This is a genomic window from Archangium violaceum (assembly GCF_016887565.1).
Lineage (GTDB): Bacteria > Myxococcota > Myxococcia > Myxococcales > Myxococcaceae > Archangium > Archangium violaceum_B.
Window position 1 is genome coordinate 6,472,305 of sequence record NZ_CP069396.1, and the last position, 24,990, is coordinate 6,497,294.

Consider the following 24,990-nt stretch of genomic DNA (forward strand, 5'->3'; position numbering starts at 1 on the left):
CTGCTGGCTCAAGAGTGCCTGGAGGCTCTCGGAATCGCGGAGCCTCCAGGCGGGTGGGCGGCCTTCGAGGGGTGGCCTACCCCGGAGTGAACCAGAGCACGGACAGCGGGGGCAGCGTCAGCACGGCCGAGGCATCCTGGCCGTCCCAACCCTGGGGCTCGGTGTGGATGCGCCCCTTGTTGCCGATGCCCGAGCCGCCGTAGTCCTGGGCGTCCGTGTTCAGCAGCTCCACGTAACCGCCGTGCCGGGGGAAGCCGACGCGGTAGCCCTCGCGGGGCACGGGTGACAGGTTGGCGATGCACACCACGTGGCCCCCCGGCTGCCTCGAGCGCCGCACGAAGGCCAGCACGTTGGCCGCCGCCGAGTCTGGCTGCAACCACTGGAAGCCCAGCGGCTCGCTGTCCGCGTCGTACAGCGCCGCGTGGCTCCGGTAGAGCCTGTTCAGGTCCGACATCATCGTCTGGATGCCCGCGTGGCCCGGCTCTCCCAGCAGGTGCCAGTCCAGGCTCCGGTCGTTGCTCCACTCGCCGGGCTGGCCGAACTCGCCACCCATGAAGAGCAGCTTCTTGCCCGGGTGCGCCCACATCCACGCCAGCAGCGCTCGCAGGTTCGCGCGCTTCTGCCACGCGTCTCCCGGCATCTTCCCGTACAGCGAGCCCTTGCCGTGCACCACCTCGTCATGGCTCAGCGGCAGCATGAAGTGCTCGCTGAAGGCATACAGCAGACCGAAGGTGAGCTGGTTGTGGTGGTGCTGCCTATAGATGGGATCCTTCGAGTAGTACGTCAGCGTGTCGTGCATCCAGCCCATGTTCCACTTGAAGTGGAAGCCGAGGCCCCCTTCGCTGGTGGGCTGGCTCACCTTGGGCCACGCGGTGGACTCCTCGGCGATCATCACCGCGCCCGGGAACTTGCGGCCCACGGTGTCGTTGAGCTCGCGCAGGAAGGAGATGGCCTCCTCGTTCTCGCGGCCACCCCAGCGGTTGGGGATCCACTCGCCGTGCTTGCGGCTGTAGTCGAGGTAGAGCATCGACGCCACCGCGTCCACACGCAGACCATCGATGTGGTACTCCTCCAGCCAGAAGAGGGCGTTGGCGATGAGGAAGTTGCGCACCTCGTTGCGGCCGAAGTTGAAGACGTAGGTTCCCCAGTCCGGCTGCGTGCCCTGGCGCGGGTCCGCGTGCTCGTAGAGGGCCGTGCCGTCGAACTGGCCCAGCGCATGAGCGTCCCGGGGGAAGTGCCCCGGCACCCAGTCCAGCAGCACGCCAATGCCCTGCTCGTGCAGGTAGTTGACGAGGTACCGGAAGTCATCCGGGTGCCCGAAGCGCGCGGTGGGCGCGTAGTAGTTGCCCACCTGGTAGCCCCAGGAGCCTCCGAAGGGGTGCTCCGCCACCGGCATCAGCTCCACGTGCGTGAAGCCCATCCGCTTCACGTAGTCCGCGAGCGCGGGCGCCATCTCCCGGTAGGAGAGGGACCGGTCCCCGTCCTCGATGACGCGCCGCCACGAGGCCAGGTGCACCTCGTAGACGCTCCACGGCTCGTGGTGCACGTTCTTCGTGGTGCGCCCCGTCATCCACTGCTCGTCCGTCCACTGGAAGTGGTTCAGGTCGTGCACCACCGACGCCGTGGCCGGAGGCACCTCCGTGCGGAAGGCGTATGGATCCGACTTCAAGAGGCGCCCTCCGGCGCCCGGGCGGATCTCGAACTTGTAGCGCGTGCCCTCGCCGACCTCGGGGATGAAGAGCTCCCAGATGCCCGAGGCCCCCATGCGCCGCATCGCGTGCAGCCGGCCGTCCCAGCTGTTGAAGTCACCCACCACGGACACGCCCGCGGCCGTGGGCGCCCATACGGCGAAGGCCACGCCGCTGATGCCGTGGTGGTGGATGGGGTGCGCCCCCATTCGCTTCCACAGGTGCTCGTGCCGGCCCTCGCCGGCGAAGTACAGATCCATGTCGCCCAGCGTGGGCAGGAAGCTGTACGGGTCGCGCAGGGTGAAGGTCTTGTTGCCGGGGTACTCCACCTCGAGCAGGTAGTTGAAGGGCTCCGTCTTGCCGTTGAGCCGGGCCTCGAAGACGCCTGCCTGCCGGTGCGTCATGGGGATGCGCCCGCCGAACTCCGGCACCACGTGGATGGAGACCGCGTCCGGACGGTAGGCCCGCACCACCATTCCATCCCCGTCCGGGTGGATGCCCAGCACGCGGTGGGGCTCGGGGTGCCGCAACTCCACCACCTGCTGCAACTCCGCGTCCACCTGCTGCCGATCCATCGGCTTCTTCACTTGCGAACCTCCATCTTCGAGAGCGCCTGGACGGGGATGCGCACCCAGTCCGGCCGGTTCTGTAACTCGTAACGCACCTCGTAGAGCATCTTCTCCAGCTCGAAGGCGTCAAGCATCGTGTTGAAGGTCGCGTCGTCCTGCGGGAGGAACGCGGCCCCTCGTGTGACGGTGCGGTAACCGTCCAGGAACGCCTGGCGCGCCGGTCCCACGCGCTCGCCGGCGGCCTGTCCCTCCAGCTGCAACGTGGCCTCCGCGTAGTCGAAGGAGCGCAACATTCCCGCGACGTCCCGCAGGGGCGAGTACTTCTCCCGCCGCTGGGTGAAGCTGCGTCCCGGCTCGCCCTCGAAGTCGAAGATGAGCCAGTCCCCCTCCGCCCGGAGCACCTGTCCGAGGTGCAGATCTCCGTGAATGCGGATTTTCTGCCCCGAGGGGGAAACGTGCGCCAGCCGCTTCGCGTGTTCGATGAGGCCCTCGCGCTTGCCCTCCAGGTCCGGGAACTGGCGCAGGGCCTCGTTGAGGGTAACGCCCAGCTCACCCACCATGGAGGCGCTCCAGCGCTGGAGATCCTCCGTCTGGATGGGCTCGGGGCTGAAGGCCGGGTCATCGGTGCTGGAGCCGAACGCGCGGTGCAGCTCGCCCAGCCGCTGTCCCAGCCCGCGCAGCTCCCCGAGGAACTCCTGCGTCAGCCGGGGCGCGCGGCGGAAATGATCCAACGTGTAGCGCCAGCCGTCGGCGACATTGGGGACGTAGCGATGCACGACGGCCAGGGTGGCACCCGCGGGGCCCTCGGACTGGAGCGCTCCGAGCAGGGTGGGGGTGGCGCGGAAGGACGTCTTCGTCGCCAGGTAGCGGCCCACCTCGTACTCGGGGTTGATGCCGGCCTCCAGCTTGCGGATGACCTTGAGGATGACCTTCTCGGCCACCACCACCGAGGTGTTGCTCTGCTCCACCTGGAGCCGCCGCACCGGCAGGGGCGAGGGCAGGGCCATCAACCCCTCGGGGGTGTCCAGCCACTCGCCCACGAGCTTGCCCGAGGCGCTGGGAACCTCCCGCTTCTCGCGGATGAGCTGGAAGAAGGCGCGCAGCACCTCCACGTCCTCGAAGGCGTCCTGCACGCCCTCGTCCGAGGCGAGCACGGGCAGCAGGTAGCGGGTGGGGTGGCCCAGCTCGTAGTGGACCTCCACCACGGCGAGGGTGAAGGCGCGCCCGCCGGGCAGGTCCAGGGAGACGTGGTCCACCACGGAGACCGACTTGATGGGCCAGGCCTTGCCCGCGAACCAGCGCTGGTTGCGGAGGTAGTCGGGGAGCTTGGTCAGATCGATCGGCGTCGTCACGGCATTCCCCTCCCAGGGGCGAGCTTCTCGAGGCGGAACCACAGGAACATGTAGGGCCCCAGCGTGAGCTGGTACGGCATGCTCCCGGAGATGCGGGGGAAAGGCGTCTCGCCAATGAGCTCGACGGGCACCTGTCCCTCGAAGTCACGCAGGTCGATCACCGCCGGCTGGGCGAAGCGCGAGAGGTTGCAGACGATGAGGATCGTCTGTCCCTCGTACTCGCGCACGAAGGCGAGCACCTTGCGGTTGTCCGGGTTGAGCCAGCGCAGCCGGCCCATGGCGAAGGCGGGGTAGCGCTGGCGCACCCGGAGGATGCGCTTCATCCAGTTGAGCAGCGACGAGCGGACGCGCTCCTGGGCCTCCACGTTGATGCTCTGGTAGCCGTAGACGGGATCCGCGATGAGCGGGGCGTACAGCCGCGCGCCATCCGCGCGGGAGAAGCCCGCGTTGCGGTCGCTCGTCCACTGCATGGGGGTGCGCACGCCGTTGCGATCGCCCAGGTAGATGTTGTCCCCCATGCCGATCTCGTCGCCGTAGTACATGACGGGAGTGCCCGGCAGGGTGAACAGCAGGCTGTGCATCAATTCAATCCGCCGCCGCCCGTTGTCCATGAGCGGAGCGAGCCGGCGCCGGATGCCCAGGTTGATGCGCATGCGCGGATCGGTGGCGTACTCCCGGTACATGTAGTCCCGGTCCTCGTCCGTCACCATCTCGAGCGTCAGCTCGTCGTGGTTGCGCAGGAAGATGGCCCACTGGCACGTCTCGGGGATGTCGGGCGTCTGCTGGAGGATTTCGACGATGGGGGTGCGGTCCTCCCGGCGCAGCGCCATGAAGAGGCGGGGCATCACCGGGAAGTGGAAGCCCATGTGGAACTCGTCGCCGTCGCCGAAATAGACGCGCACGTCGGCGGGCCACTGGTTGGCCTCGGCGAGCAGCAGCTTGTCCGGGTACTCGGAGTCGATCGTCTTGCGCAGCCGCTTGAGGAAGGCGTGCGTCTCCGGGAGGTTCTCGCAGTTGGTGCCCTCGCGCTCGAAGAGGTAGGGCACGGCGTCGCAGCGGAAGCCGTCCACGCCCATGTTCAGCCAGAAGCGCATGACATCCAGCATGGCCTCCTGGACCTCGGGGTTGTCGTAGTTGAGGTCCGGCTGGTGGCTGAAGAAGCGGTGCCAGAAGTACTGCTTGGCCACCGGATCCCACGTCCAGTTGGAGCGCTCGGTGTCCAGGAAGATGATGCGCGCGCCCTGGTATTTGTCGTCCGTGTCGCTCCAGACGTAGAAGTCACGCTTGGAGCTCTTCGGATCCCGGCGGGCCTCCTGGAACCAGGCGTGCTGGTCGCTGGTGTGGTTGACGACGAGCTCGCTGATGATGCGGATGTCGCGCTTGTGGGCCTCCTCCACCAGGCGCTGGAAGTCCGCGAGCGTGCCGTACTCGGGGTGCACCGCGTAGTAGTCCGCGATGTCGTAGCCGTCGTCCTTCAGGGGTGAAGGGTAGTGCGGCAGGATCCACAGGCAGGTGACGCCGAGATCCTGCAGGTAGGGCAGCTTCTCGATGAGCCCGGGGATGTCCCCGTGCCCATCCGCGTTCGAGTCGTAGAACGCGCGGATGTGCAATTCGTAGATGACGGCCTTCTGGTACCAGAGCGGATCCGACCGGGTCATAAAGGGCGAGGGTGTCTATTCGTAGTAGTCGAACGCCTGCTCACTGCGGCGGAAGCGGTAGACCGCCCAGATGGCCGCGGGCTGTTCGGGCGTGAGGCGCACGTGCGCGGTGGGCCCTTGCCAGAGGCTCCGCTGGTCCGTCATCAGCTCATGCACCTGGTACGTTTCGTCGGGCTGGATGCCCAGCTCGGCCAGGGGCACGTGCAGCACGGACTCCTGGGGCTGGAAGGGATCGAAGCTCACCGCCACCAGCACCTGGCTGGAGCCGTCCGGCGTGCGCTTCAGGTAGAACATCACCTGCTCGTTCTCCGACTTGAAGAAGCGCAGGTTGCCGTAGAGCTGGAAGGCGCGGTGCTCGCGGCGGATGGCGTTGAGCCGCGAGATGTAGTCGCGGATGTTGCCCGGCCGGTCCAGGTCCCACGCCTTGAGCTCGTACTTCTCCGAGTCGAGGTACTCCTCCTTGCCCGGCTTGATGGGCGTGCCCTCGCACAGCTCGTAGCCGCAGTACATGCCCCAGGAGCTGGAGAGGGTGGCGGCCATGGCGGCGCGCAGGCGGAACCCACCGGGCCCGCTGCGCTGGAGGAACTCGGGGAGGATGTCCGGCGTGTTGGGCCAGAGGTTGCCGCGCATGTAGTCGGACACGGGCGGGGTGGTGATCTCCTCCAGGTACTCCTCCATCTCCTGCTTGAAGTTGCGCCAGGTGAAGTAGGTGTACGACTGCTGGAAGCCCGCCTTGGCCAGGTGCTTCATCACCTTGGGACGGGTGAAGGCCTCGGAGAGGAAGACGGTGTCCGGATGGACGGTCTGCACCTCGCGGATGAGCCAGGCCCAGAACTGGAGCGGCTTGGTGTGCGGGTTGTCCACGCGGAAGATGCGCACGCCCTGTTCCACCCAGTGCAGCACCACGGACTTGAGCTCGGGCCACAGCGTGGCGCGGCCGGGGCCCAGCCAGTCGAAGTTGACGATGTCCTCGTAGCGCTTGGGCGGGTTCTCGGCCGTCTTGATGGTGCCGTCCGGCCGGTGCTGGAACCACTCCGGGTGCTCCTTCACGTAGGGGTGGTCCGGCGAGCACTGGAAGGCGATGTCCAGGGCGATCTCGATGCCCAGCCCGTTGGCGGCCTTCACGAAGCTCCGGAAGTCCTCCAGCGTGCCGAGCAGGGGATTCACGGCCTTGTGGCCACCCTCGGGGCCGCCGATGGCCCACGGGCTGCCCACGTCCTCGGGAGTGGCGGTGAGGCTGTTGTTCTTGCCCTTGCGCGCCTTGCGGCCGATGGGGTGGATGGGCGGCAGGTAGATGATGTCGAAGCCCAGCGACTGCACGTAGGGCAGCCACTTCTCGGCGTCGCGGAAGGTGCCGTGCGTGCGGCCGTCACGCAGCGCCGAGCGCGGGAAGAACTCGTACCAGGAGCCGAAGCGCGCCTTCTCCCGGTCCACGAAGACCTCGGGGACGCGGTCGTACCGGGTGGCGATGGAGCGGTCCGCGTACTTCGACGCGACCAGGGTGAGCCCTGGATCCATGGCCGCGGCGATGGCGTTGGCGCTCATGCCCTTCTCGAAGAGCGTGGCGGCCTCGACCATGCGCCGGGCCTCATCGGGGCTGCCGGCCTTCTGGGCGCGCTCGGCATGGGCGCGGAGCATGGCGGCGCCCTCGAGCAGCTCGCTGCGCACGTCCCGGCCCACGTCCACCTTGCGTTTCACTTCCGTGACCCAGGTGGCGTAGAGGTCGGGCCAGGCCTCGACCGTGAACTCGTAGCGCCCGTTGCGCGCCAGGAGGAACTCGCCCTCCCAGAGGTCGTTGCCCTTGGAGACCATGGGCGTTTCGGCCCACTCCGTCGCCTGCTCCTTCGGCGCGGACTGCCTCCAGCGCACCACGGCCACCAGGATGTCGTGGCCCTCCTTGAAGATGTCGGCCTGGACTTTGAGGGACTCGCCCTCGACCCGCTTCACGGCCCAACGGCCCGCGTCCAGTTCCGGTCGGACGTTCTCGATGACCGTGCTTCCGATTCGCTCGCTCATAAATGCAGGCGGCCCCTTATAGGTCGCGCGCCACGATGCCCCGGCGGTGTCTTTCACCGTGCGTTGATTCCGAACGCTCCAAGCGTCCGGTTTGTTGGCCCGACAACCTTAGGAATGGCTCCGCGCGGTGCACACCCGTCGGAAATGGCCGCTCCCTCGACCGGCTTCCATGCCGGGCAGACGGGCGGGCGGGGGAGGGGGCTGGGGGGTCGCGGGGGCGGAGCCCGGCGCACAGGCTGCCTGCTATCCGGGCGGGTGAGGAGGTACGGTGGCCGGACCCATGCGATGGAACTCCTCTGCTGGAGGGCCCCTGGTCGTCGTCCCCCCTGTCTGGTGCGGTGGGTCTACGCTCCGTGCTACCGGGCAGGCATGGGGACGGCGCTCAGTGCCCAGGCGGCAGGGGAGGGGACATGCCCATGAGGAGGGGCCGCCACCAGCTCCAGGGAGCCAGCCACGATGCACTGCTCGGGGAAAACAAGAAGCGCCCCTGGCGATGAACGCGGCGCAGGGGAACGCTCTACGGGTGGCTCCCAGCCCTGGCAGGGCAGGGCGGAACCCGGCTCTACGGCTGCGACTTGTGCTTGTAGAAGAGGACCAGCGTGTAGCAGTGGAACTCGTTGTCGCTGGACTGGCACACCACCCGGTCGACGATCTCCAGATCCGAGTTGCTCTTCATCCAGCGGGTGACATTCTCACCCAGCTCCTCGCGCTCCTTGGCCTTCGTCGCGGAGAACACCTTCACGCCCGTGAACATCGCCTTCCACTCCTTGCACTGAGTTTTGTACTGGGTGTCTGGGGGAAGGTTATCGCGCGCTATTCACAGGTGTCAAAAAACCTTACTTCCGGCGACCGGGTGGGGGGCCTCACTTCCCACCCGAGGGGGCGTGCCTAGATTTCAGGGGTCGCTGGATCAGGCCCGGGGGAATGGCCCCCGGCAAGGGGACGGGCGAAGGGGGATGGCCGTGGACGTGAAGACCAAGAAGGACCTGGCGGTGGACTTCATCAACGAGATCCGCACGATGGATCCCGCCGCGCTGAACGCGCTGATCGTCAAGGAAGCCGGCGAGGACCTCGCCCAGTTCTTCCTCAACTACAGCGCCAACCTCATCTCCAAGGACCCCTCCCGGGTCCTCGAGAACACCTCCTCCCTCATGCTGATGGGCTACCTCATCCGCACCCACGAGGAGCGTAACTCCCAGACGAAGCAGACGGGCCTCCAGGGCTACGCTTTCGCCTGATTCCGGGCGGGGCAGGTGCGCCGAGGCTCGACAGCTCCCACGGGAGCCTGTTAGGGAGCGGCGCTCATGCTCATCGATCTGCACGCGCATTCCTACCTGTCGAAGGGTTGCGACCTGGATCCGCGCGCGGTCCTCGACCGTGCCGCGCTGTTCGGTCTGGACGGCGTGGCCTTCACCGAGACCAACACCCAGGACGGCTGTGACGAGCTGTTCGAGATCGGCGCGAAGTCCAAGGTCAAGGTCTTCGTCGGTCTGGAGCTCATCACCGACCGCGGTCAGTACCTGTGCTTCTTCCCGAAGCCGGAGCTGGCTCCCGAGCCCGTGCAGATGTGGGGCAGCAACCGCGAGAAGCCGTGGAGCGCCGCCGAGTGTCTCTCGAAGGTCCGCTCGCTGGGCGCCGCCATCGTCGCGGCTCGGCCCTACGATCGGGACACTCCCAACCCCGCCATGGACTATGTCCGGTCCCTGGGGGGCCTGCTGTGCGCCGTCGAGGGCTACAACGCCCGCGTGAAGCAGACGTCCAACGACCTCGCCGTCGAGGCCGCCGAGGTGCTCAAGCTGCCCTGCACCGGTGGCAGTGACGCCCGTGGCTCCCTGGACGAGGTGGGTTATGGCGCCACCTGCTTCAAGAAGCCCGTGCAGACCCAGGAGCAGCTGGTCGCCGCGCTGCTGGCCGGGGAGTTCTACCCGGTCATGGCCGGCGAGCTGCCTCGGCTGACTCGCCCCGGTGAGGCCCAGGCGGCCCGCAGCGGTGGCAAGCGCCGCGGGGGCGGGGGCGGCGGAGGCGGTGGGCGCCGCCGTCGCTAGGGTTTCCGCCCGTGTATGTCCCCTCTCCCTTTGGGAGAGGGCTAGGGTGAGGGTCTTTCCACGGTGAGCAACCCGGGGGGCGTATACCCTCACCCCGTCCCTCTCCCAGAGGGAGAGGGTCTGACTCACTTCGTCACGGTGGGGGAGCCTTCCTCGACTCGGGTCACCAGGCCGTCGGTGATGAACACCCGACGCTTTCCTCCCGGGTACGACCACTCCTGCTTCACCTGCTGGCCGTCCAGCGTCCGGCGGATGCTCTCCGGTTTCCCCCACGACATCTCCACCGCCGCCTCCGGCATGTACTCGAGCACCTTCTTCTGCTTGAGCGCCTCCTGGAAGCGCGGCTGGAACTTCGCCAGCCTCGGCGCCAGCTCGTGGTCCGCCAGGTGCCGATCCACCTCCGCCAGGAAGTCCTCCTTCGTCTTGATCATCGGCGGCAGCACCAGGATCACCGGCGGCCCCGGCGGTGCTCCCTCCACCTCCAGGTACACCCAGGGCTGCGTGCGCGGCGAGTACAGCACCCGCTCGGCCATCACCCAGGCCGTCGGGAACTCCACCTTCAGCACGCGCACCTTCGTGCCCGCAGGCACCAGCGCCTGCACCGGGCCGGGGTTGATCGGGTTGCCCTTGGTGTCGTTGAGCAACCGCACCTCCTCGGGCGGGTAGGGCGTCAGCAGCCGCTTGGACGCATCCCCGAAGAACGGGGTGATGTAGCTGGAGGCCTTCAGGTAGCGCACCGCTCCCGGGCCGGTGGACAGGTCTTGCTGCACCATCGTCCGATCCTCCGCGCTCAGCAGGGTCTGGCTCGCGCAGCCGGTGGTCAGTGCCAGGGGAATGAGGACGAGCAGGGCGAGAAGTCTTCTCACGGTGGAACCTCGGTCAGAAGGTGAAGGCGAAGGCGCGGGTGGTGATCGTCGGAGCGTCCCTTCCTCCCGTGACGTCCGAGACGAGCACCGCCTTCTGGCGCGTCTCCTCGACGATCCGCGGGCCGCCCGCCTTGCCCAGCGCGTCCACGCCCTGGATGACGTGCGAGATGAGCAGCGCGAGCCCTCCCAGCCCCCAGAACCAGCCGCCCAGGACGAACTTGAAGACGCTGCTCACCACGATGATGGCCAGATCCACCACCAGGAACAGGATGAAGCCGTCTCGATCCCTCGCCACCAGGTGGCCCGTGCCGAAGCCGATGATCAGCCCCAGCACCAGCGCGAGGATCTGCCGCGTCTCCGCGTCCACGCCGCCTCCGGTGTCCAGGGGCAGGGGAGCGTTCATCAAACCGAACCGCATCGCGTCCGTGATGCGCAGCGGTGGAGTCTCGGAAGGCTTGAAGGTGGCCGCCAGCTCCAGCCCCTCCAGAAGCCGCGCGTGGCGGCCTTCCATGGAAGCGGCGAAGGACACCGTCGGATCTGCGGCGGTGGGGGTGACGGCCAGGAACGACGCGAGCAGCAGGGTAACGACCATCGGGCGCACCTCGGCGTGGACTACGCGGGAGGGGCCCTTCCTTAGCTCAGCGGGGGCTCGGCGTCAGCGATGCATTGTCGCCCGCGCGCCGCTGCACTCCACAGCCCTTCACCGGCGGGCAGATGGGTCCACGGCCATCGGGATCCGGCACGAGCAGGAATCGGCCCAGGCCGCGAGCATCGATCAGCTCCGGATGGCCACAAAGCACGCAACGGCGGGGTGGGCGCTTGGAGGGAGGAAATGGCACGCGGCCAGTCTCCCTCTCCTCCAACGCACGCGCGAATTTTCCGCCACTCAGCTCTTGCTGCCAGCCGCCGCCGCGGGGGCGCTCGACGTGGTGCTGCTGGAGGAACTGCTCGACCCCGAGTCCGACGAGCTCGTGCTGGACGACGAGCTGCTGGAGCTGGACGAAGAGGAGGAGCTGGAGGTGCTCCCATCCTTCTTGGTGGAGCTGTAGAGGTCCGAATACCAGCCGCCACCCTTGAGGACGAAGCTGGAGCGGCTGACGACCTTGCTCAGCGTGCCCTGGGCACCGCACGCAGTGCAGGTCTCGGGCGTCGGATCGCTCACCTTCTGCAGGACATCGATCGTCTTTTCACAGGACTTGCAGGAGTACTCGTAGATGGGCATGGCTTGACCTCGTTCTTCTAAGTCGTGGAGGGGCGGGAGCCGTCCGAAGTCCGCTTGCGCAGGTCCTCGGCCACTCCCAGTCGTTCGAGAGCGCGGAGCACGAGCTCGCTCGGGGCCCCGTGCTTGCGGGCCACGGACTCGGCGAGCGCGGACATCGATGCGGCCGCCGGCAGCTCGTCGCGCACCAGCACCTCGAGCTCGCGGCGCAGCAGGTCCGTGAACCGCTTCTTGATTCCCAGGTCCGCCAGGTACTTGTCGCGCCCGAGCAGATCCAACCGCTGGGTCAGGTGGCGCGTGGTGAGGGCCTCGCGGCGGAAGCGCTCGCGCAGCTCCTCGACCTCCTGGGAGATGCCCGCCTTCGCCTCGAGCTGCTTGAGCTCGGACGGGCTGAGCCCCAGCGCCCAGCCCACCCGGCCGGCGGCGCCGCGGTGCTCGGTGAAGGCGGCGAGGATGGCCGTGCGCTCGCGGGTTTCCATGGCCTCCATCAACCCATGAGACCTCAGCGCTCCTTCCAGCTCCGACAGCGTCAGGTCTCCCCGGCTGCCGTTGTACTGGCCCTCCAGGGACTTCAGCAGCGCGAAGCGGTGCTCGTGCGCCTCGAGCGAGGCCTCCAGCGTCTCCTTGCCCGAGGCCCGCGTCAGCTCCTGGAAGCTCGTCTTGGGAGCGTCCAGGCGGGTGAAGCGCCCGCGGGGCTTGGGCAGATCGCGCTTGAGGAAGCTGGGCGCCTCCTCGATCTCCTCGGGCTCGGGCGGGAGCGGCTCGGGGCCGGAGCGCTTGCGAGGAGCGATCCGCGCCTGGACCGTCTCGCCACGCGACTTCGGGAGGGCTTCCTTCCTGGCGGGCACGGGGGCGGGGATGGCCGGGGTGGCGAAGGAGGGCACCTCCGGGGCGGGGGGCGGCGCGGGCGGCCGCTTCTCCTCCCGGACACGCGCCAGCTCCTGCACCACCTCATAGTAGCCGGACCCTTGCCGCACCGCGGCGAGCGCCGGCGCCGTTCCCTTCAGGACATCCACCACGGCGAAGGGCCCGAGCGGCGTGGCTTCCGGCTCGGTGTCGGTCAAGGTACGTACCCGGAAGTCCTCCGATTCGGCGAGCAGGGCGAGTGCCTCGCGAACCTCGGTGGGGGTTGCAGGCGATTTGGCTCGCCGGCAGTAGTCGGAGACGGCCACCGCCACGGGGGTGGGGACGTCATCGGGTTGCCGCTGTCTCTGCCAGTGACTGTTCATGAAAGTTGCGGAAAAATGCTCGTTTACGAGGCCGGGTGCCTCTATCTTCGCTGGCAGACGGGTGTCAATGAATCCGACCGGCCCCAATCTAAACAGTCAGCGGAAGGTGCAAGTCGGTATCGCACCCGGGCATGGGTGCGTGCATTCCGTACGTTCGGCCGGTAGACATTCCGCGGATCGAGGGGCCATCGCGGTGGCTCGGAGGGCAGGCGAGCCTTGAATCAGAACATGGACGAAGTCCTCCAGCGCTACATGGCGCAGCACGGGCTGAAGAGCACGCGCCAGCGCAGTCTCATCATCGACACCTTCTTCTCCGTCGGGGGACATCTCTCCGTCGAGGAGCTGTGGAACAAGGTGCGCGAGCAGGACACCAAGGTGTCGGTGGCGACGGTGTACCGGACGATGAAGTTGCTCAACGAGTGCGGCCTGGCCCACGCGCGCAACTTCGGGGACGGGCAGACGCGCTACGAGGCCGCGGCGGGGAGGGAGCACCACGATCACCTCATCTGCACGCACTGCGGCACCATCGTCGAGTTCGAGGACGACCGCATCGAGGAGATGCAGGACGCGGTGGCGCGCAAGCACGGCTTCACGGTGACGTCGCACAAGATGGAACTGTACGGGCTGTGCAAGAACTGCCAGCGGCGCGCCCCGGCCAAGAGCGAGGCATGAGGCGCGCGGCCCTGGCGCTCGGGTGCGCGTTGGCGCTGGCCCTGGCGGGGTGCCGCACCGTGCCCGAGGGGCAGGCGGCGGGCCCGGGGCCCTCCGCGTACCTCGGGGCGCTGATGCTGCCCTCGGTGGGGCCCACGCCGTACGAGTGGAACCGGCTGCCCGGGCGCGTGGTGATGGTGGCCTTCTTCGCCACCTGGTGCTTCCCGTGTCTGGCGGAGCTGCCCACCCTGGAGGCGCTCCAGAAGGAGTACGGCCCCCAGGGGTTCCAGGTGGTGCTGGTGGGGTTGGATCTGGAGGGGACGCTCGTGCTGGAGCCCTTCGCCAACCAGTACGCGCTGAACTTCCCGGTGCTGGTGTCCGACGAGGGCATGCAGCAGGGGAGGAGCGCCTTCGGGCTCATCCCCGCGCTGCCCTCCACCTTCCTGCTGGACAAGGAGGGGCAGGTGGCGGGCGCGTGGCAGGGGGTGGCCGGCCACGGGGACATCTCGCGAGCGGTGGAAAAACTGCTGCGGCGCTGAAGCGCGTTTCCCGTGCCAGCCGAGAGGGCCAGGCACCCGCTACATGCCTGGAGCGGATTTCTTGCCGGGGGTGTCGCCGCTGGTACCTTCCGACCCCTCATGACGGTGCGGCGAAAGCTCCTCGGTGTGGCGGCGTGCGTGGCCGCGGTCCTGACGCTGGTCTCGGTCGCGGACGCCAAGGGCTTTCGTCGCTACCTGCTCCTGCGCCAGGACGTGGAGTCGATCCAGGCGCGCAACCGCGCCATCGCCGAGCAGAACGACGCCCTCCGGCGTGAGATCAACGCGCTGCGCAACGACCCCACCGCCCTCGAGCGCGCCGCGCGCGAGGAGCTTGGCTACATCAAGCCGGGCGAGATCGTCTTCCACCTGGAGTAACCATGTCCGCCCTTTCGGCCATCCCTCCAGTCTCCAAGCTGTTGCGCCCCCTGGTGCGCGCCGTGCCCGCGGCGGCCGTCCTGTCCGCCTTCGTCCACATCGCCCGGGGTGGCTTCCGCGGCCTGCAGACGCTGGGCTGGACGGAGGCCTCCATCGTCCTGTTCCTGCTGGCCGGGCTGGGCCTCATGGCCTGGAGGCGCTTCACCCGTGGCGCCGTGGGCGCTCCGCTCTACCTCCGGGATGATCTGGAGCTGGGGGCGGTGCTCATCGCCGTGGCCTTCATCGTGGTGGCCATCGCCGGGGGCGAGGTGTTCCCCCTCGTGTACCTGCTCATGGCCTTCCTGGTGGCCTTCCTGCCGCGCAACGCGGGACTGACGCTGCTGGGCGTGGCGCTGGCCTTCGACGCGCTCGTCTCCCTGCAGGGGCCGGAGCGCAGCATCACCTCCTTCCTCACCCACGCGCTCTTCCTGTCGCTCTTCGCGGGCCTGTACCAGCTGGTGCTCGCCTCGCGCATCGCCGCCGCCCGGCGCGCCGAGAGCTCCGCGGTGGAGAAGCGCATCAAGGAGGTCGAGGAGCGCGCCCGGACCTTCCGCCTCGTCAGCTCCGGCTCCCACGACAACCCGCCGGACGTGAAGGACCAGGAGAAGTGGCTGCTGGCCTCGGTGAAGGAGATCGAGGGCGCGGTGGGGGCCGCGCTGGAGATCGCCGAGACGGCGCTCAAGACGAACACGTGCGCGGCCTTCCTGCTGACGTCGGACGACAAGGGCCTGAAGCTGTACGACTGCCGCAGCATGTCGGACCGGGTGCAGCGCGAGAGCTTCAACGCGGGGGAGGGGATGCTGGGCGGGGTGCTCAAGCGCCGGGCGCCGGTGCGGATGCACTCGGCGCACGGGCTCAAGGGCATCACCTGGTACGACGGGGGTGCCCCCGAGCTGAAGGCCGTGCTGGCCGTGCCGATCATCGAGGGCAGCGGGCTGGTGCGTGGCGTGCTGGTGGCGGATCGGCTGACGCACAACCCGTTCTCGGACGACGACGAGAAGCTGTTCACCACGATCGCCGCGGAGGTGCTGCGGTCGATCGAGGTGGAGCGGGTGATGACGTACATCCGCAAGACGCGCGACGAGAAGGATCGGTTCTTCCGGGCGATCGAGGAGCTCAACCGGGCGGGGAGCCCGGAGCAGGTGTTCCTGGCGGTGCTGGAGAGCGCGAGGCAGCTGGCGGGTCTGGACTTCTGCGCCGTCACCATCGTGAACGAGGTGGAAGGCAAGCGGATGCACAAGGTGGCGCGGATGCTGGGCGTCACGGCGCAGGGGAGCAAGGCGCTCGAGGGCCGCAGCTTCCCGGACAACAACGGGCTGGTGGCCAACGTGGTGCGCTACGGGGCGCCGCTGCCCGGGCGCGACATCAAGGCGATGGACCGGCAGGTCATCTTCGACGAGGAGACGCAGCTGCGCGGCCTGGCGGCGCTGAAGATCTTCCCGCTCACGGCGGGAGACAGGATTCTGGGGACACTGGTGGCGGGCTCACGGCGCAAGGCGGCGCTGGACCACGACGTGTTGCGGATGCTGGAGGTGATCGCGATCCAGGCGGCGCAGGCGGTGCTGCGCGCGCAGCTCTACGAGGCGATGGAGCGGATGGCGACGACGGACGGCATGACGGGCCTGTACAACAACCGCACCTTCCAGACGAAGGCGGACGAGATGCTGGCGCACTCGCGGCGGTACGGGCGCAAGTGCTCGCTGATCCTCACGGACGTGGACCACTTCAAGAGCGTGAACGACACCTATGGCCACCTGACGGGAGACCAGGTGCTCAAGGGAGTAGCGCGGATCCTGAAGCAGCAGGCGAGGGACACGGACATCGTGGCGCGCTATGGCGGCGAGGAGTTCGCGATCCTGATGCCGGAGACGGAGGCGAAGGGAGCGAAGGTGATCGCCGAGCGAATCCGGGAGGCGATCAAGGCCGAGGTCTTCCAGACGGAGATGGGCCCGTTGAAGGTGACGCTGTCGCTGGGAATCGCGACGGCGCCGGACCACGGAACGGACAAGCTGGTGCTGGTGGAGCAGGCGGACCAGTGCCTGTACTACGCGAAGAGGCACGGCCGGAACCAGTCGGTGACGGTGGCCGAGGCGCAGGGCGGAAGAAAGCTCCAAGCCGTCGAGGGCTGATAAACCCCCAAGAAACACCCCTCTCCCTCCGGGAGAGGGACGGGGTGAGGGTACCAGTGACAACGGGTTGCCCCCGTGTATGCCCCCTCTCCCTCTGGGAGAGGGCTGGGGTGAGGGTCTACCTGTGTCGAGAGCATCCGAGTCATGACCAGTCCGAGACGAGTCGCGCTGGCGGTGACGACGAGCGGCAAGCCGGAGGACGCGCTGGTGGCGCGGGCGCGAGAAGCGGCGCGCGAGTGGAACCTGCCCTTCATCCCGAGGCGGAAGAAGGAGCCCATCGGCCCGCTGCTCCAATCCGCGGCGGACGCCTTCATCGTCTTCGAGCGCGAGGGCGTGTCCCTCTGGGACAAGGAAGGCTCCTTCAGCTTCAACCCGGGCATGGCGCACCTGCGCCGGCTGCGAATCCTCTCGGGGCAGCAGGGAGGAGATGACGCCCTGGTACGAGTCGCCGAGCTGCGAGCGGGGGATCACTTCCTCGATTGCACGCTGGGGCTCGGACAGGACGCGCTCGTGGCGGCGCTGGTGGTGGGGCCCGCGGGACGTGTCGTGGGCCTGGAGAAGAGCCTCGCGCTGCACGCCGTCGTCTCCGAGGGCCTGAAAGCCTACGACTACGGCCCCGACTCCTGCCGCGTGGAGGCGGTGCGCGCGGACTCGCACACCTACCTGCGTTCACTGCCCTCGGGCGCGTTCGACGTCGTCTTCTTCGATCCGATGTTCGAGAAGCCCAAGAAGTCCCAGCCGGCGTTCGAGATGCTGCGCCGGTTCGCCGAGCATGCGCCGCTCACCCCGGAGACGCTGGAGGAGGCGAGGCGCGTGGCGAGGCGGTGGGTGGTGGTGAAGGGCTCGAAGTACTCGGAGGATCTCAAGAAGCTGGGCCTCGAGGCGGAGCCCGGCTCGCGCTACACCTCCGTCGTCTGGGGGCGCGTTCCGGCGGCACCGGCACGGTAGACGTGCACCTCCGCCGGATCCGGCACGCGTTTGGAACCCCCGGTGCTCGGGGCTGTCTCCTAGGCTCGTGGGCAAGAGGAGGTTCACACGATGCGTCACGCGATGCGGTGGCTGTCCGTGGTGGGAGGGTTGTGCCTGTCGTGGGCCCCGGAGGCGATGGCGGAGGGCACGCCCGTCGACTGCGGCGGTGTGGAGTGCGAGGGCATCCGCGAGATGAAGGCGCTGTTCCAGGCGGAGACGTCCTACTTCGCGGAGAGGGACATGTACTCACAGAGCCTGGCGGCGGTCGGGTTCTCGCCCGCGGCGTGCGCGGATGGCTCACGGGCGCCCGTGCCGGGGCCGGGGTGGGTGGCGGGCTGCCACTTCGCCTATCAGGTGACGTCGGTGACGGGCCTGCCGGATTCGTCCTTCACCGCCATCGCCCAGGGGGCCGCGGGCACTCCGGCCGCGGGCCTCACGCTGCGGATCGGCTCGCCCTCGATCCAGAACGTCGTCTTCTGGCTGGAGCGCTCGGGCGTGCGCCGCTCCATCTCCTGGGACGAGTGTCTGCCGGCCGGGTCCTTCACGTGCGCCGCCCAGGAGCGCGAGGGCATCCAGGGCATCCGGGCCCTCTTCATCTCGGAGCGGGCCTTCCTCCAGGAGAAGGATCGGTACTCGAGCAACCTCGCGGAGGTGGGCTTCCTGCCCCTGGGCTGCACGGATGGCACGCGCCCCTCGGGTCCGGACAGCTCGTGGGTCGGCGGGTGCCGCTTCATCTACCGCGTCGAGGTGACGGGGCCGTTCTCCTTCACCGCCACGGCACGCGCCGTGTCCGGCCTCATCGAGGGCACGACGATCCGGATCGACGAGACGGGCACGCTCACCCTCACCCCCGTCCACTCCAGCACGTGCCAGTGAGACGGGCGCGCCACCCGCTCCCTCCTCTCGGAGTGTAAAAAAACAGACCTCGGGACCCGAGACGGAAATTCTCGGGGCCCGAGGCCGGAGCATTCCAGGGAGAGGGGGAAAACCCTGGCTGCACGCCCGATGAATAATCGGGTCTGGCTCGCCGCGCATCACCAATCTTCACGTGGGGTAGGGGGAAATGCCCATCGGGGCACAATGCCCCAGGGGAGGTGATTACCTCTCGCCCTTTGGAGGACCCTCGCTCCCCACCTGGGACAGCTTCGCCGACCACGAGCCCGCCTGCTCGTGCGACATCAGATCCCGGGGCGAGCGGTAGTACTGCATCGGCGAGTCGTGCAGGAAGTTCGACACCCGGCTCGTGTACAGGCACGCGTAGCGCTCCACCTGCTCGCCGAACCGGCTGTTCTCGTTGCCCTCCTTGAAGAGCAGCCCCCAGTACGGGTTGAAGCCTTCCTCCACCTCGCGCTCCAGCGTGTCCGCGATGTCCGTCGCCTCGCGCAGCGCCCAGCGCAGCTTGTCCAGCTCCACCTTCGTCCGCCGCCGCTCCTCCTCCAGCCGCTCCTCCGCCCCGGGCTCCAACTCCCCGCGCTCCAGCTTCCGGTCCAACGTGTTCAGCACCCCCTTGTGGTGCGCCACCTCGTCGTCCAGCCGCTCCCGCGCCAGCTCCACCTCGGACAGCCGCTCGATCCGCTCCTGCTGCCCGTCCGTGTAGGTGATCTCGTCCTCGATCTCCTGGACGATCATGCACGTGCGCCACAGCGAGGACTTCTTCGACTTGAGGATGTCCCCGTAGATGTGGTCTCCCACGTACAGCACACGCTCACCCGCGTAGCCGGTGTGTTGCTCGAACTGCACCAGGTTGCCCCCCTGGTACACCTTGCCGCGCTCCAACGAGGTGGCCTCGCCCAACACGCGCGCCTCCTCGCCCGGACCCGCCGTCTCCAGCTCCAGGAAGGGCCGCTGCTCGGAGAAGAAGGCCGGCTTGGCCGCCAGCGTCACCACGTAGTCGAAGTAGTTGCGCCAGCTCGGGTACTCGGCCAACTGCCCGTCCAGCAGGTAGCGCATCACCGCGTCCGTGTAGTCCCACGCCGAGTTCGTCAGCAGGAACAGCCGCTTGCCTCCCGAGCGCAGCTTGTGCAGCGCGGGGCCCAGCTCCGCATCCTGGAAGATGTAGCGCCCCAGCTCCTTGCGCACCTCGCGCTTGAGCGAGTTGTCCCGGTGCACCGTGTCGATGGCGTCGCGGATGTCGTCGTACAGCTTGCCGTAGTCCACGCGCTGGCCCAGCGACTCCAGCAGCTCGATGATGCCCGCGAACAGCCACGCCTCGGGCAGGGCGAAGAGCGTGTCGATCCACGCGAAGCGCGGGTTCTTCAGCTGCACCCGCTGGTTGCGGTACAGCTTCTTCCACAGCTCGCGATCCAACGGCCGCAGGCCGTGCCAGGCCCGCCCCACGTAGCCGAAGCGATCCATCTTCAGCAGGTTGCCGTTCGCCTTGTCGACCGCCAGCCCGCGCATCACGAAGTGGTGGTCGTACTGCAGCTGGCCGACGAAGGACGGGTAGCCGCGCTCGCTGACCAGCTTCGCCAGCGTCATGTCGTACGCCAGCTGCTCCAGCCGCCGCATGTGGTAGATGGCCAGCGTGTAGTCCATGTCGAAGCCGATGAGGTCGACGCCGGACATGCGCAGGTTGCGGTTGACGAAGATGTCCCGCGCGCGCGGCACCTGGCGGGTGCTCACCCGGGGCACGCTCAGCAGGCGGGCGAGCTCCCGGTCGTCGAACAGATTCCGGGCGCGGCGCTCGGCCTCCTCGGCATGGGCGCGGTTGAGGGAGGAGCGGAAGCTGCCGTGGAGGGGATCCGCGGTGGTCGGGCTCCCGGGGATGGGACCGGTCGGAGAGAGTTTCGGAGACACGGGAAGGACAGAGATAACACGCGCTCCCCACGCGGCACCATCCGCACGGGTCGTCCTTCTTGCGGGGGGACGAGCCAACGTGGCACGCTCGCGGGTCCGCATGCGATCGTCCGCCAGACGCCCCCCGTCCGACGCCGAGCTCCACGCGCGGCTGTCCGCCCGGATCGAGGCCTTGGAGGACCGTGTCCGCCGGCTCGAGGCCCTGGTGCGTGGCGCCGCCGCGTCCGGACGTGCGCGTGCCTCGGGACAGGTGCGGCGCAAGGCGGCCGCTCCCCGGGTCGCCGGCCGGGCCCGCCCCCGGTGCCCCGGGTGTACACTGGAGCTGCCCCCGGGCCGCCGGGGCGAGGCGTGCGTCTGGTGCGGGTTCCAATTCGACGCCGTCCGGCCCCCCCGGAAGAGGAAGGGATGAGCAGCTCCTACCGGTTGACCGGCCGCATCGAGGCCGGAGAGCTCGCCGAGCTGTACGAAGCCGTCCAGGAGCCGGGTGGCTTCAAGTTCGTCATCAAGCTCTTCCACCCCAAGACGTCCGATCCGCGCTACGCCACCGTGCTGGCCCAGACGTACAGCGTCCTCAACCCCCTGGGCTCCGAGGGCATCGTCCACGTCGTCGACCTGGGCTTCGTGAAGGATCGGCTCGCCGTGGTGCGCGAGGCGGTGGATGGCTACACCCTCGGCACCGCGCTGCAGCGGCTCAACACCAAGGAGGTCCTCCTCCCTCCGGCCATCGCGCTGCACCTCGTCATCCAGCTCCTCGATGCCGTGGAGCGCGCCCACTCCGTTGGAGTCATCCACGGCGCCATCACCCCGGGCAACGTCCTGCTGTCGCGCGCCGGCCAGCCCCGGGTGGCCGACTTCGGGGCGCTCCGGGCGCTCCTGGAGGTGCCCCAGCTCAAGCGCGTCTTCGCCCACCGGGGCCGCGGCGCCTACCGCGCCCCCGAGGTGGGCCGGGGCGACCACCCCGACGTGCTGGCCGACATCTATTCCATCGGCGCCATCGCCTACGAGCTGCTCACCCTGCGCGAGGCCGTCGTCCCGGATGGGGGCGTCAGCACCCGCCGCGCCGGTCTGCCCCCGCCCAGCCGCCTGGATCGCCGCATCCACGCCCGGTTGGATCCGATCATCCTGCGCGCGCTGGAGGGCATGTCCTCGCGGCGGTTCCGCTCGTGCGGCGAGTTCGCCAACGCGCTGCGCAACCACCTCGCCACCAACGGGGGCGTGCCCGGCCCCGAGGAGCTGCGCCGCTTCGTCTCCGAGCTCCTCCCCAACGAGGTGTCCGTCGGGGCGCTCGGCCCGGTGCCGTTCTCCGAGCGCTTCACGCTGACGCCCATCTCCGGTGTGTCGCTGGCGCAGGTGAACGCGGACGCGCTGGAGAAGTCCGTGATGGTGCGGCCCTCCTTCAGCCCGGCCCTCAGCGACGCCGACACCATGGAGGCCCCGCCCGCCTTCGAGGACTACCGGCCCGAGCCCACCGTGGCGCCGGGGCCCGTGATGGATCGCAGCGTCCTCGACTCCACCCACATCTTCGGGCTGTCGAAGGAGGGCTCCGCCGAGGTCACCCACTTCCCGCCGAAGCCCGAGGCGACCCGTGTCTCGGCCAAGGACAAGGAGGCCCCCCGTGTCCCGGTGACGGAGCTCGAGGCGACCCCTGTCTCGGCCAAGGACAAGGAGACCCCCGAGGCCACCCGAGTGGGACCGAAGGAGGGGAGCGAGGCGGGGCGTCAGGGTCCGCCAGGAGACGACGAGCAGACGTGGGTGGCTCCGCCGGGAGCGGCACCGCCCAAGCCGCGCCGGGGGCCCGTGCTGCCCCAGGGGGCCGCGAAGGAGGGGACACGGATCGGCAAGAACCCCCGCCTGCGCGTGGTGGAGGATCTCACCCGCCCCGAGCCCAAGCCCGAGGAGGGCGACGCGGAGGATCGGATCGACACCGCGAAGATGGAGCCCGAGCACACGGTGAGCCGATCGCGCGTGTCCGAGGGCACGGTGACGCGGGCTCGCATCCCTCCGTCCATGGTCCGGGGCCAGACCGAGAAGGCGCCGGCCGAGCCGGATCGCTCGTACATCCCCATGCCCCCGCCCACGTCGCCGGAGGTGAAGGCGGCGGTGGCCTCGCAGCGCCTGTTCACCGAGGAGCGCAACCTCCTGGCGGACGCGCGGCGCCGGCGCCAGATGCTGGCCTTGGCGGGAGTCATCGCGCTGGTGGCGACGGTGTGTTTCGCCATCGGCGTGTGGCGGTTCACGCAGCGGCCACAGCTCGACACGGACCCCAAGGTCTCCGCCGTCAGCGGTGCCGTGGAGCAGTACCTTCAGCAGGAGCCCTCGCCGCCTCCCGCGCCCGCGAGGCCCCGGAATGCCTCGTCGCCGGATCCCGTGGTGGTCTCCGAGTCCGGTGCGTCCGAGGACTCCCAGAAGAGTGGCATCGCGTACCTGACGATCTCCGCCAACCTCCCGGCACGCGCCTACATCGATGGCGTCCGCGTGAAGCGCAACCTGCCCCTGGCGCGCTATCCGGTGAGGTCGGGCACCCGGGAGATCATCGTGGAGACGACCGGCACACCGCGGCAGCGCGAGAAGTTCCAGGTGCGCCTGGACCGCGGCGAGCACAAGAAGTTGGAGCAGCTCTTCCAGCACACCCCCAGCCCCTGACTCCATGGAACGGACCCGCATCTTCGTCGTCGAGGATCAGCCGACCCTGCTGCGCAACCTCCTCAAGGTGCTCGGGACGTTCCCCGAGCTCGAGGTGGTGGGCAGCTCGCAGGACGGCGAGCAGGCCGTGGAGGACGTGGTCCAGGCCCGGCCGCAGCTGGTGCTGTTGGACCTGGAGCTGCCGGGCCTCAACGGCATCGAGGTGACGCGGCGGGTGAAGCGCCGGGCCCCCGAGGTGGAGGTGCTCATCCTCACGTCCTTCGAGGACGAGCAGAAGGTGTACGAGGCGATCCAAGCGGGGGCCTCGGGCTACCTGGTGAAGAGGGTGGGGCCGGAGAAGATCCGCTCGGGCATCCGCGAGGTGATGGAGGGCGGCACGGTGCTCGAGCCCCTCATCGCGCGGCGCTTCTGGAACTACTTCCAGTCCATCCAGGCGAAGCCGCCCGAGCCGGCGAAGCAGAACCCGTGGGGCCTGACGCCCACCGAGTTCGACGTGCTGCGCTACGTGGCCAAGGGCCTGTCCAACGCCGAGGTGGGGCGGGTGATGACGCTGGAGCGGCGCACGGTGCGCACGCACCTGACGCACATCTACCGGAAGATGGGCGTCAACTCGCACGTGGACGCGGTGGTGATGGCCCTGCGCGCGGGGTTCGTGGAGCTTTGAGCCCCCGACCTTTCGAGCAGGCCAGGGTGTTGCTGGTGGTGAAACCCGAGTAGGCGCGCATGGACCGGGGGGCGTTGTTTCCCGTGCCGTGAGGCGTGCTTCACTGGCGCCATCATGACAGCCGCCCCCGCGCTTCCTCCCACCGCTCCTCCCACCACCGGCGAGTACGCTCCCTCTCGCCTCGAGCTGATCAAGACAGCTCGGAGCCGCGGCCGTCTCGGGATGATGATGGACGTCTGGCACAACCACGGTGACCTGACGCGCCTGCGGATCGGCCAGCGCCCGTTCTTCCTGGTGGTCCACCCCTCGCACGTGCGCCACATCTCCGTCACCCACCGCCAGAACTACGACAAGCTCCAGAGCTACGAGAACGTCCGCCAGCTGTTGCTCGGCGATGGAGTGCTCTCCGCCACCGGCGAGGACTGGCGCCAGCAGCGCAAGCTCATGGCTCCGTTCTTCACCCCTCGCAACGTGGAGAAGTTCCTCCCCATCTTCATCGCCGACACCCAGCACTTCATCGAGCGCTGGCGCTCGCGCCAGGGCTCCGGCCAGCCCGTCGAGATGCTCACCGAGATGATGCTCATCACCGCCCGCGTCATCCTGCACTCCGTCTTCAGCACGGACTCGGACGAGACCCTGCTGCGCTTCAAGGGCGCGGTGGAGACGATGATCGGCTTCGTGTCGGCTCGGAGCAACCAGCCGTTCCAGATGCCGCTGTGGCTGCCCACTCCCGGCAACCTGCGCTTCAGGCGGGCCCAGCGGCTCGTGAACGCCTATATCCGCCAGCTCCTCGCGCAGCGCCGCGCCATCCCCGAGGCCCAGTGGCCCGAGGATCTCCTCACGAAGTTGATGACCACGCGCGACGAGGAGACGGGCGCCACCATGGCGGACCAGCTCCTGCTCGACAACGGCATCACCCTGTTCTTCGCCGGGCACGAGACCACGGCCCGCACGCTGTCGTTCCTCTGGTACGCGCTCTCCCAGAACCCCGAGGTGGAGGCGCGCCTGCACGCCGAGCTGGACTCGGTGCTGGGGGACGCGCCGCCGACGATCGACGACCTGAAGAAGCTCCCGTACACCCTCCGGGTCGTGAAGGAGGTGCTCCGGCTCTATCCGGCCGCGCCGTTCTACGCGCGCGATGCCATCGCCGAGGACTCGCTCGACGGGGTGACGATCCCCGCCGGTTCACGGATGCTGCTCTTCTCGTACGCCACCCACCGCCACCCGGACTTCTGGGAGGACCCGGAGCGGTTCGAGCCCGATCGCTGGTCGCCCGAGCGCGAGGCGGCACGTGACTCGCACGCCTACCACCCGTTCGCGGCCGGCCAGCGCATCTGCCTGGGCAACAACTTCTCCCTGTTCGAGACGCACCTGATCACCGCCATGCTGGCGCGCCGGTTCAAGGTGCGTCTGGAGCCCGGTCACACGCCGCACATCGACACGGCCGGCACGCTCGGCGTGCGCAACGGCCTGTGGATGCGCATCGAGGCGCGTTAGTGGGGTGTCCACGAAGTTCGTGGACAGAGTCGTGTTGCGCATGCTC

At 68.6% G+C, this 24,990-nt stretch carries 23 protein-coding genes and 1 pseudogene; 13 read left to right on the plus strand and 11 right to left on the minus strand.

What is annotated here, in order from left to right:
- Positions 1–76 precede the first annotated feature (76 nt).
- The 5 genes from glgB to JRI60_RS26010 all read right to left on the minus strand — a co-directional run bounded on the left by glgB (position 77) and on the right by JRI60_RS26010 (position 8,037).
- Complete coding sequence (gene glgB / locus JRI60_RS25990; protein ID WP_204228575.1) at positions 77–2,275, minus strand: 1,4-alpha-glucan branching protein GlgB; 2,199 nt, start codon at positions 2,273–2,275, stop codon at positions 77–79.
- The gene (locus JRI60_RS25995) at positions 2,272–3,609 is read right to left on the minus strand and encodes a maltokinase N-terminal cap-like domain-containing protein (RefSeq protein ID WP_204228576.1); all 1,338 of its coding nucleotides are present in this window, start codon (positions 3,607–3,609) and stop codon (positions 2,272–2,274) included. Before JRI60_RS25995 ends, glgB begins: the two co-directional genes overlap by 4 nt.
- The gene (gene treS, locus JRI60_RS26000; protein ID WP_204228577.1) at positions 3,606–5,267 is read right to left on the minus strand and encodes a maltose alpha-D-glucosyltransferase; all 1,662 of its coding nucleotides are present in this window, start codon (positions 5,265–5,267) and stop codon (positions 3,606–3,608) included. The genes JRI60_RS25995 and treS overlap by 4 nt, the downstream gene beginning before the upstream one ends.
- Positions 5,268–5,282: 15 nt before the next feature.
- Complete coding sequence (locus JRI60_RS26005; RefSeq protein WP_204228578.1) at positions 5,283–7,283, minus strand: alpha-1,4-glucan--maltose-1-phosphate maltosyltransferase; 2,001 nt, start codon at positions 7,281–7,283, stop codon at positions 5,283–5,285.
- A 562-nt stretch (positions 7,284–7,845) separates the two neighbouring features.
- The gene (locus JRI60_RS26010; RefSeq protein ID WP_204228579.1) at positions 7,846–8,037 is read right to left on the minus strand and encodes a hypothetical protein; all 192 of its coding nucleotides are present in this window, start codon (positions 8,035–8,037) and stop codon (positions 7,846–7,848) included.
- Positions 8,038–8,245: 208 nt separating this feature from the next.
- Between JRI60_RS26010 and JRI60_RS26015 the strand changes: the two genes are divergently transcribed.
- Together JRI60_RS26015 and JRI60_RS26020 are read left to right on the plus strand one after the other, a co-directional pair.
- Complete coding sequence (locus JRI60_RS26015; protein ID WP_204228580.1) at positions 8,246–8,521, plus strand: hypothetical protein; 276 nt, start codon at positions 8,246–8,248, stop codon at positions 8,519–8,521.
- 66 nt (positions 8,522–8,587) lie between these two features.
- Positions 8,588–9,328: a PHP-associated domain-containing protein gene (locus JRI60_RS26020; protein WP_204228581.1), complete on the plus strand. Its 741-nt coding sequence runs from the start codon at positions 8,588–8,590 to the stop codon at positions 9,326–9,328.
- 125 nt (positions 9,329–9,453) lie between these two features.
- On the opposite strand, the gene JRI60_RS26025 is transcribed toward JRI60_RS26020, so the two are convergent.
- From JRI60_RS26025 to JRI60_RS26035, 3 genes are read right to left on the minus strand one after another with little or no spacing between them, the layout of a single operon-like run.
- Positions 9,454–10,194, minus strand: coding sequence for a hypothetical protein (locus tag JRI60_RS26025; RefSeq protein ID WP_204228582.1), 741 nt, complete (start codon positions 10,192–10,194; stop codon positions 9,454–9,456).
- A gap of 13 nt (positions 10,195–10,207) precedes the next feature.
- Positions 10,208–10,786 (minus strand): hypothetical protein, encoded by a 579-nt coding sequence (locus JRI60_RS26030; protein WP_204228583.1) that lies wholly within the window; start codon positions 10,784–10,786, stop codon positions 10,208–10,210.
- Positions 10,787–10,832: 46 nt separating this feature from the next.
- Positions 10,833–11,033, minus strand: a complete 201-nt coding sequence (locus JRI60_RS26035) for a hypothetical protein (RefSeq protein ID WP_204228584.1) — start codon at positions 11,031–11,033, stop codon at positions 10,833–10,835.
- Between the two features lie 54 nt (positions 11,034–11,087).
- On the opposite strand from JRI60_RS26035, the gene JRI60_RS54605 reads away from it, so the two are divergent.
- Positions 11,088–11,243, plus strand: coding sequence for a hypothetical protein (locus JRI60_RS54605; protein WP_275439648.1), 156 nt, complete (start codon positions 11,088–11,090; stop codon positions 11,241–11,243).
- A gap of 74 nt (positions 11,244–11,317) precedes the next feature.
- Here the strand turns inward: JRI60_RS54605 and JRI60_RS54610 are convergent.
- Both JRI60_RS54610 and JRI60_RS26045 read right to left on the minus strand, forming a co-directional pair.
- Positions 11,318–11,416 (minus strand): annotated as a pseudogene (locus JRI60_RS54610) (FmdB family zinc ribbon protein); the annotation flags it as partial.
- Positions 11,417–11,433: 17 nt separating this feature from the next.
- Positions 11,434–12,642 carry a hypothetical protein gene (locus JRI60_RS26045; protein ID WP_204228586.1) on the minus strand — a complete coding sequence of 403 codons (1,209 nt, stop codon included), beginning with the start codon at positions 12,640–12,642 and terminating at the stop codon, positions 11,434–11,436.
- 228 nt (positions 12,643–12,870) lie between these two features.
- On the opposite strand from JRI60_RS26045, the gene JRI60_RS26050 reads away from it, so the two are divergent.
- The 6 genes from JRI60_RS26050 (at position 12,871) to JRI60_RS26075 (ending at position 18,220) form a co-directional block, all read left to right on the plus strand.
- Positions 12,871–13,314, plus strand: coding sequence for a Fur family transcriptional regulator (locus JRI60_RS26050; protein ID WP_204228587.1), 444 nt, complete (start codon positions 12,871–12,873; stop codon positions 13,312–13,314).
- Positions 13,311–13,832 (plus strand): TlpA family protein disulfide reductase, encoded by a 522-nt coding sequence (locus JRI60_RS26055; protein ID WP_204228588.1) that lies wholly within the window; start codon positions 13,311–13,313, stop codon positions 13,830–13,832. Before JRI60_RS26050 ends, JRI60_RS26055 begins: the two co-directional genes overlap by 4 nt.
- 99 nt (positions 13,833–13,931) lie before the next feature.
- Positions 13,932–14,207: an FtsB family cell division protein gene (locus JRI60_RS26060; RefSeq protein ID WP_204228589.1), complete on the plus strand. Its 276-nt coding sequence runs from the start codon at positions 13,932–13,934 to the stop codon at positions 14,205–14,207.
- 2 nt (positions 14,208–14,209) lie between these two features.
- A complete protein-coding gene (locus JRI60_RS26065) occupies positions 14,210–16,375 on the plus strand; it encodes a sensor domain-containing diguanylate cyclase (RefSeq protein WP_204228590.1) in 2,166 nt (721 codons plus the stop codon).
- Between the two features lie 144 nt (positions 16,376–16,519).
- On the plus strand, positions 16,520–17,323 hold the full coding sequence (locus JRI60_RS26070) for a class I SAM-dependent methyltransferase (RefSeq protein WP_204228591.1): 804 nt from the start codon (positions 16,520–16,522) through the stop codon (positions 17,321–17,323).
- Between the two features lie 90 nt (positions 17,324–17,413).
- Complete coding sequence (locus JRI60_RS26075) at positions 17,414–18,220, plus strand: hypothetical protein (protein WP_204228592.1); 807 nt, start codon at positions 17,414–17,416, stop codon at positions 18,218–18,220.
- Positions 18,221–18,442: 222 nt separating this feature from the next.
- Here the strand turns inward: JRI60_RS26075 and JRI60_RS26080 are convergent, their stop codons facing one another.
- Complete coding sequence (locus JRI60_RS26080; protein WP_239470728.1) at positions 18,443–20,140, minus strand: HAD-IG family 5'-nucleotidase; 1,698 nt, start codon at positions 20,138–20,140, stop codon at positions 18,443–18,445.
- A 100-nt stretch (positions 20,141–20,240) separates the two neighbouring features.
- Between JRI60_RS26080 and JRI60_RS26085 the strand changes: the two genes are divergently transcribed.
- The 4 genes from JRI60_RS26085 (at position 20,241) to JRI60_RS26100 (ending at position 24,944) form a co-directional block, all read left to right on the plus strand.
- Positions 20,241–20,549, plus strand: a complete 309-nt coding sequence (locus tag JRI60_RS26085) for a hypothetical protein (RefSeq protein WP_204228593.1) — start codon at positions 20,241–20,243, stop codon at positions 20,547–20,549.
- Positions 20,546–22,783 (plus strand): serine/threonine protein kinase, encoded by a 2,238-nt coding sequence (locus JRI60_RS26090; protein ID WP_204228594.1) that lies wholly within the window; start codon positions 20,546–20,548, stop codon positions 22,781–22,783. The genes JRI60_RS26085 and JRI60_RS26090 overlap by 4 nt, the downstream gene beginning before the upstream one ends.
- A gap of 4 nt (positions 22,784–22,787) precedes the next feature.
- Complete coding sequence (locus tag JRI60_RS26095) at positions 22,788–23,447, plus strand: response regulator (RefSeq protein ID WP_204228595.1); 660 nt, start codon at positions 22,788–22,790, stop codon at positions 23,445–23,447.
- Positions 23,448–23,561: 114 nt separating this feature from the next.
- A complete protein-coding gene (locus JRI60_RS26100; protein WP_204228596.1) occupies positions 23,562–24,944 on the plus strand; it encodes a cytochrome P450 in 1,383 nt (460 codons plus the stop codon).
- The last annotated feature ends 46 nt before the right edge of the window (positions 24,945–24,990 follow it).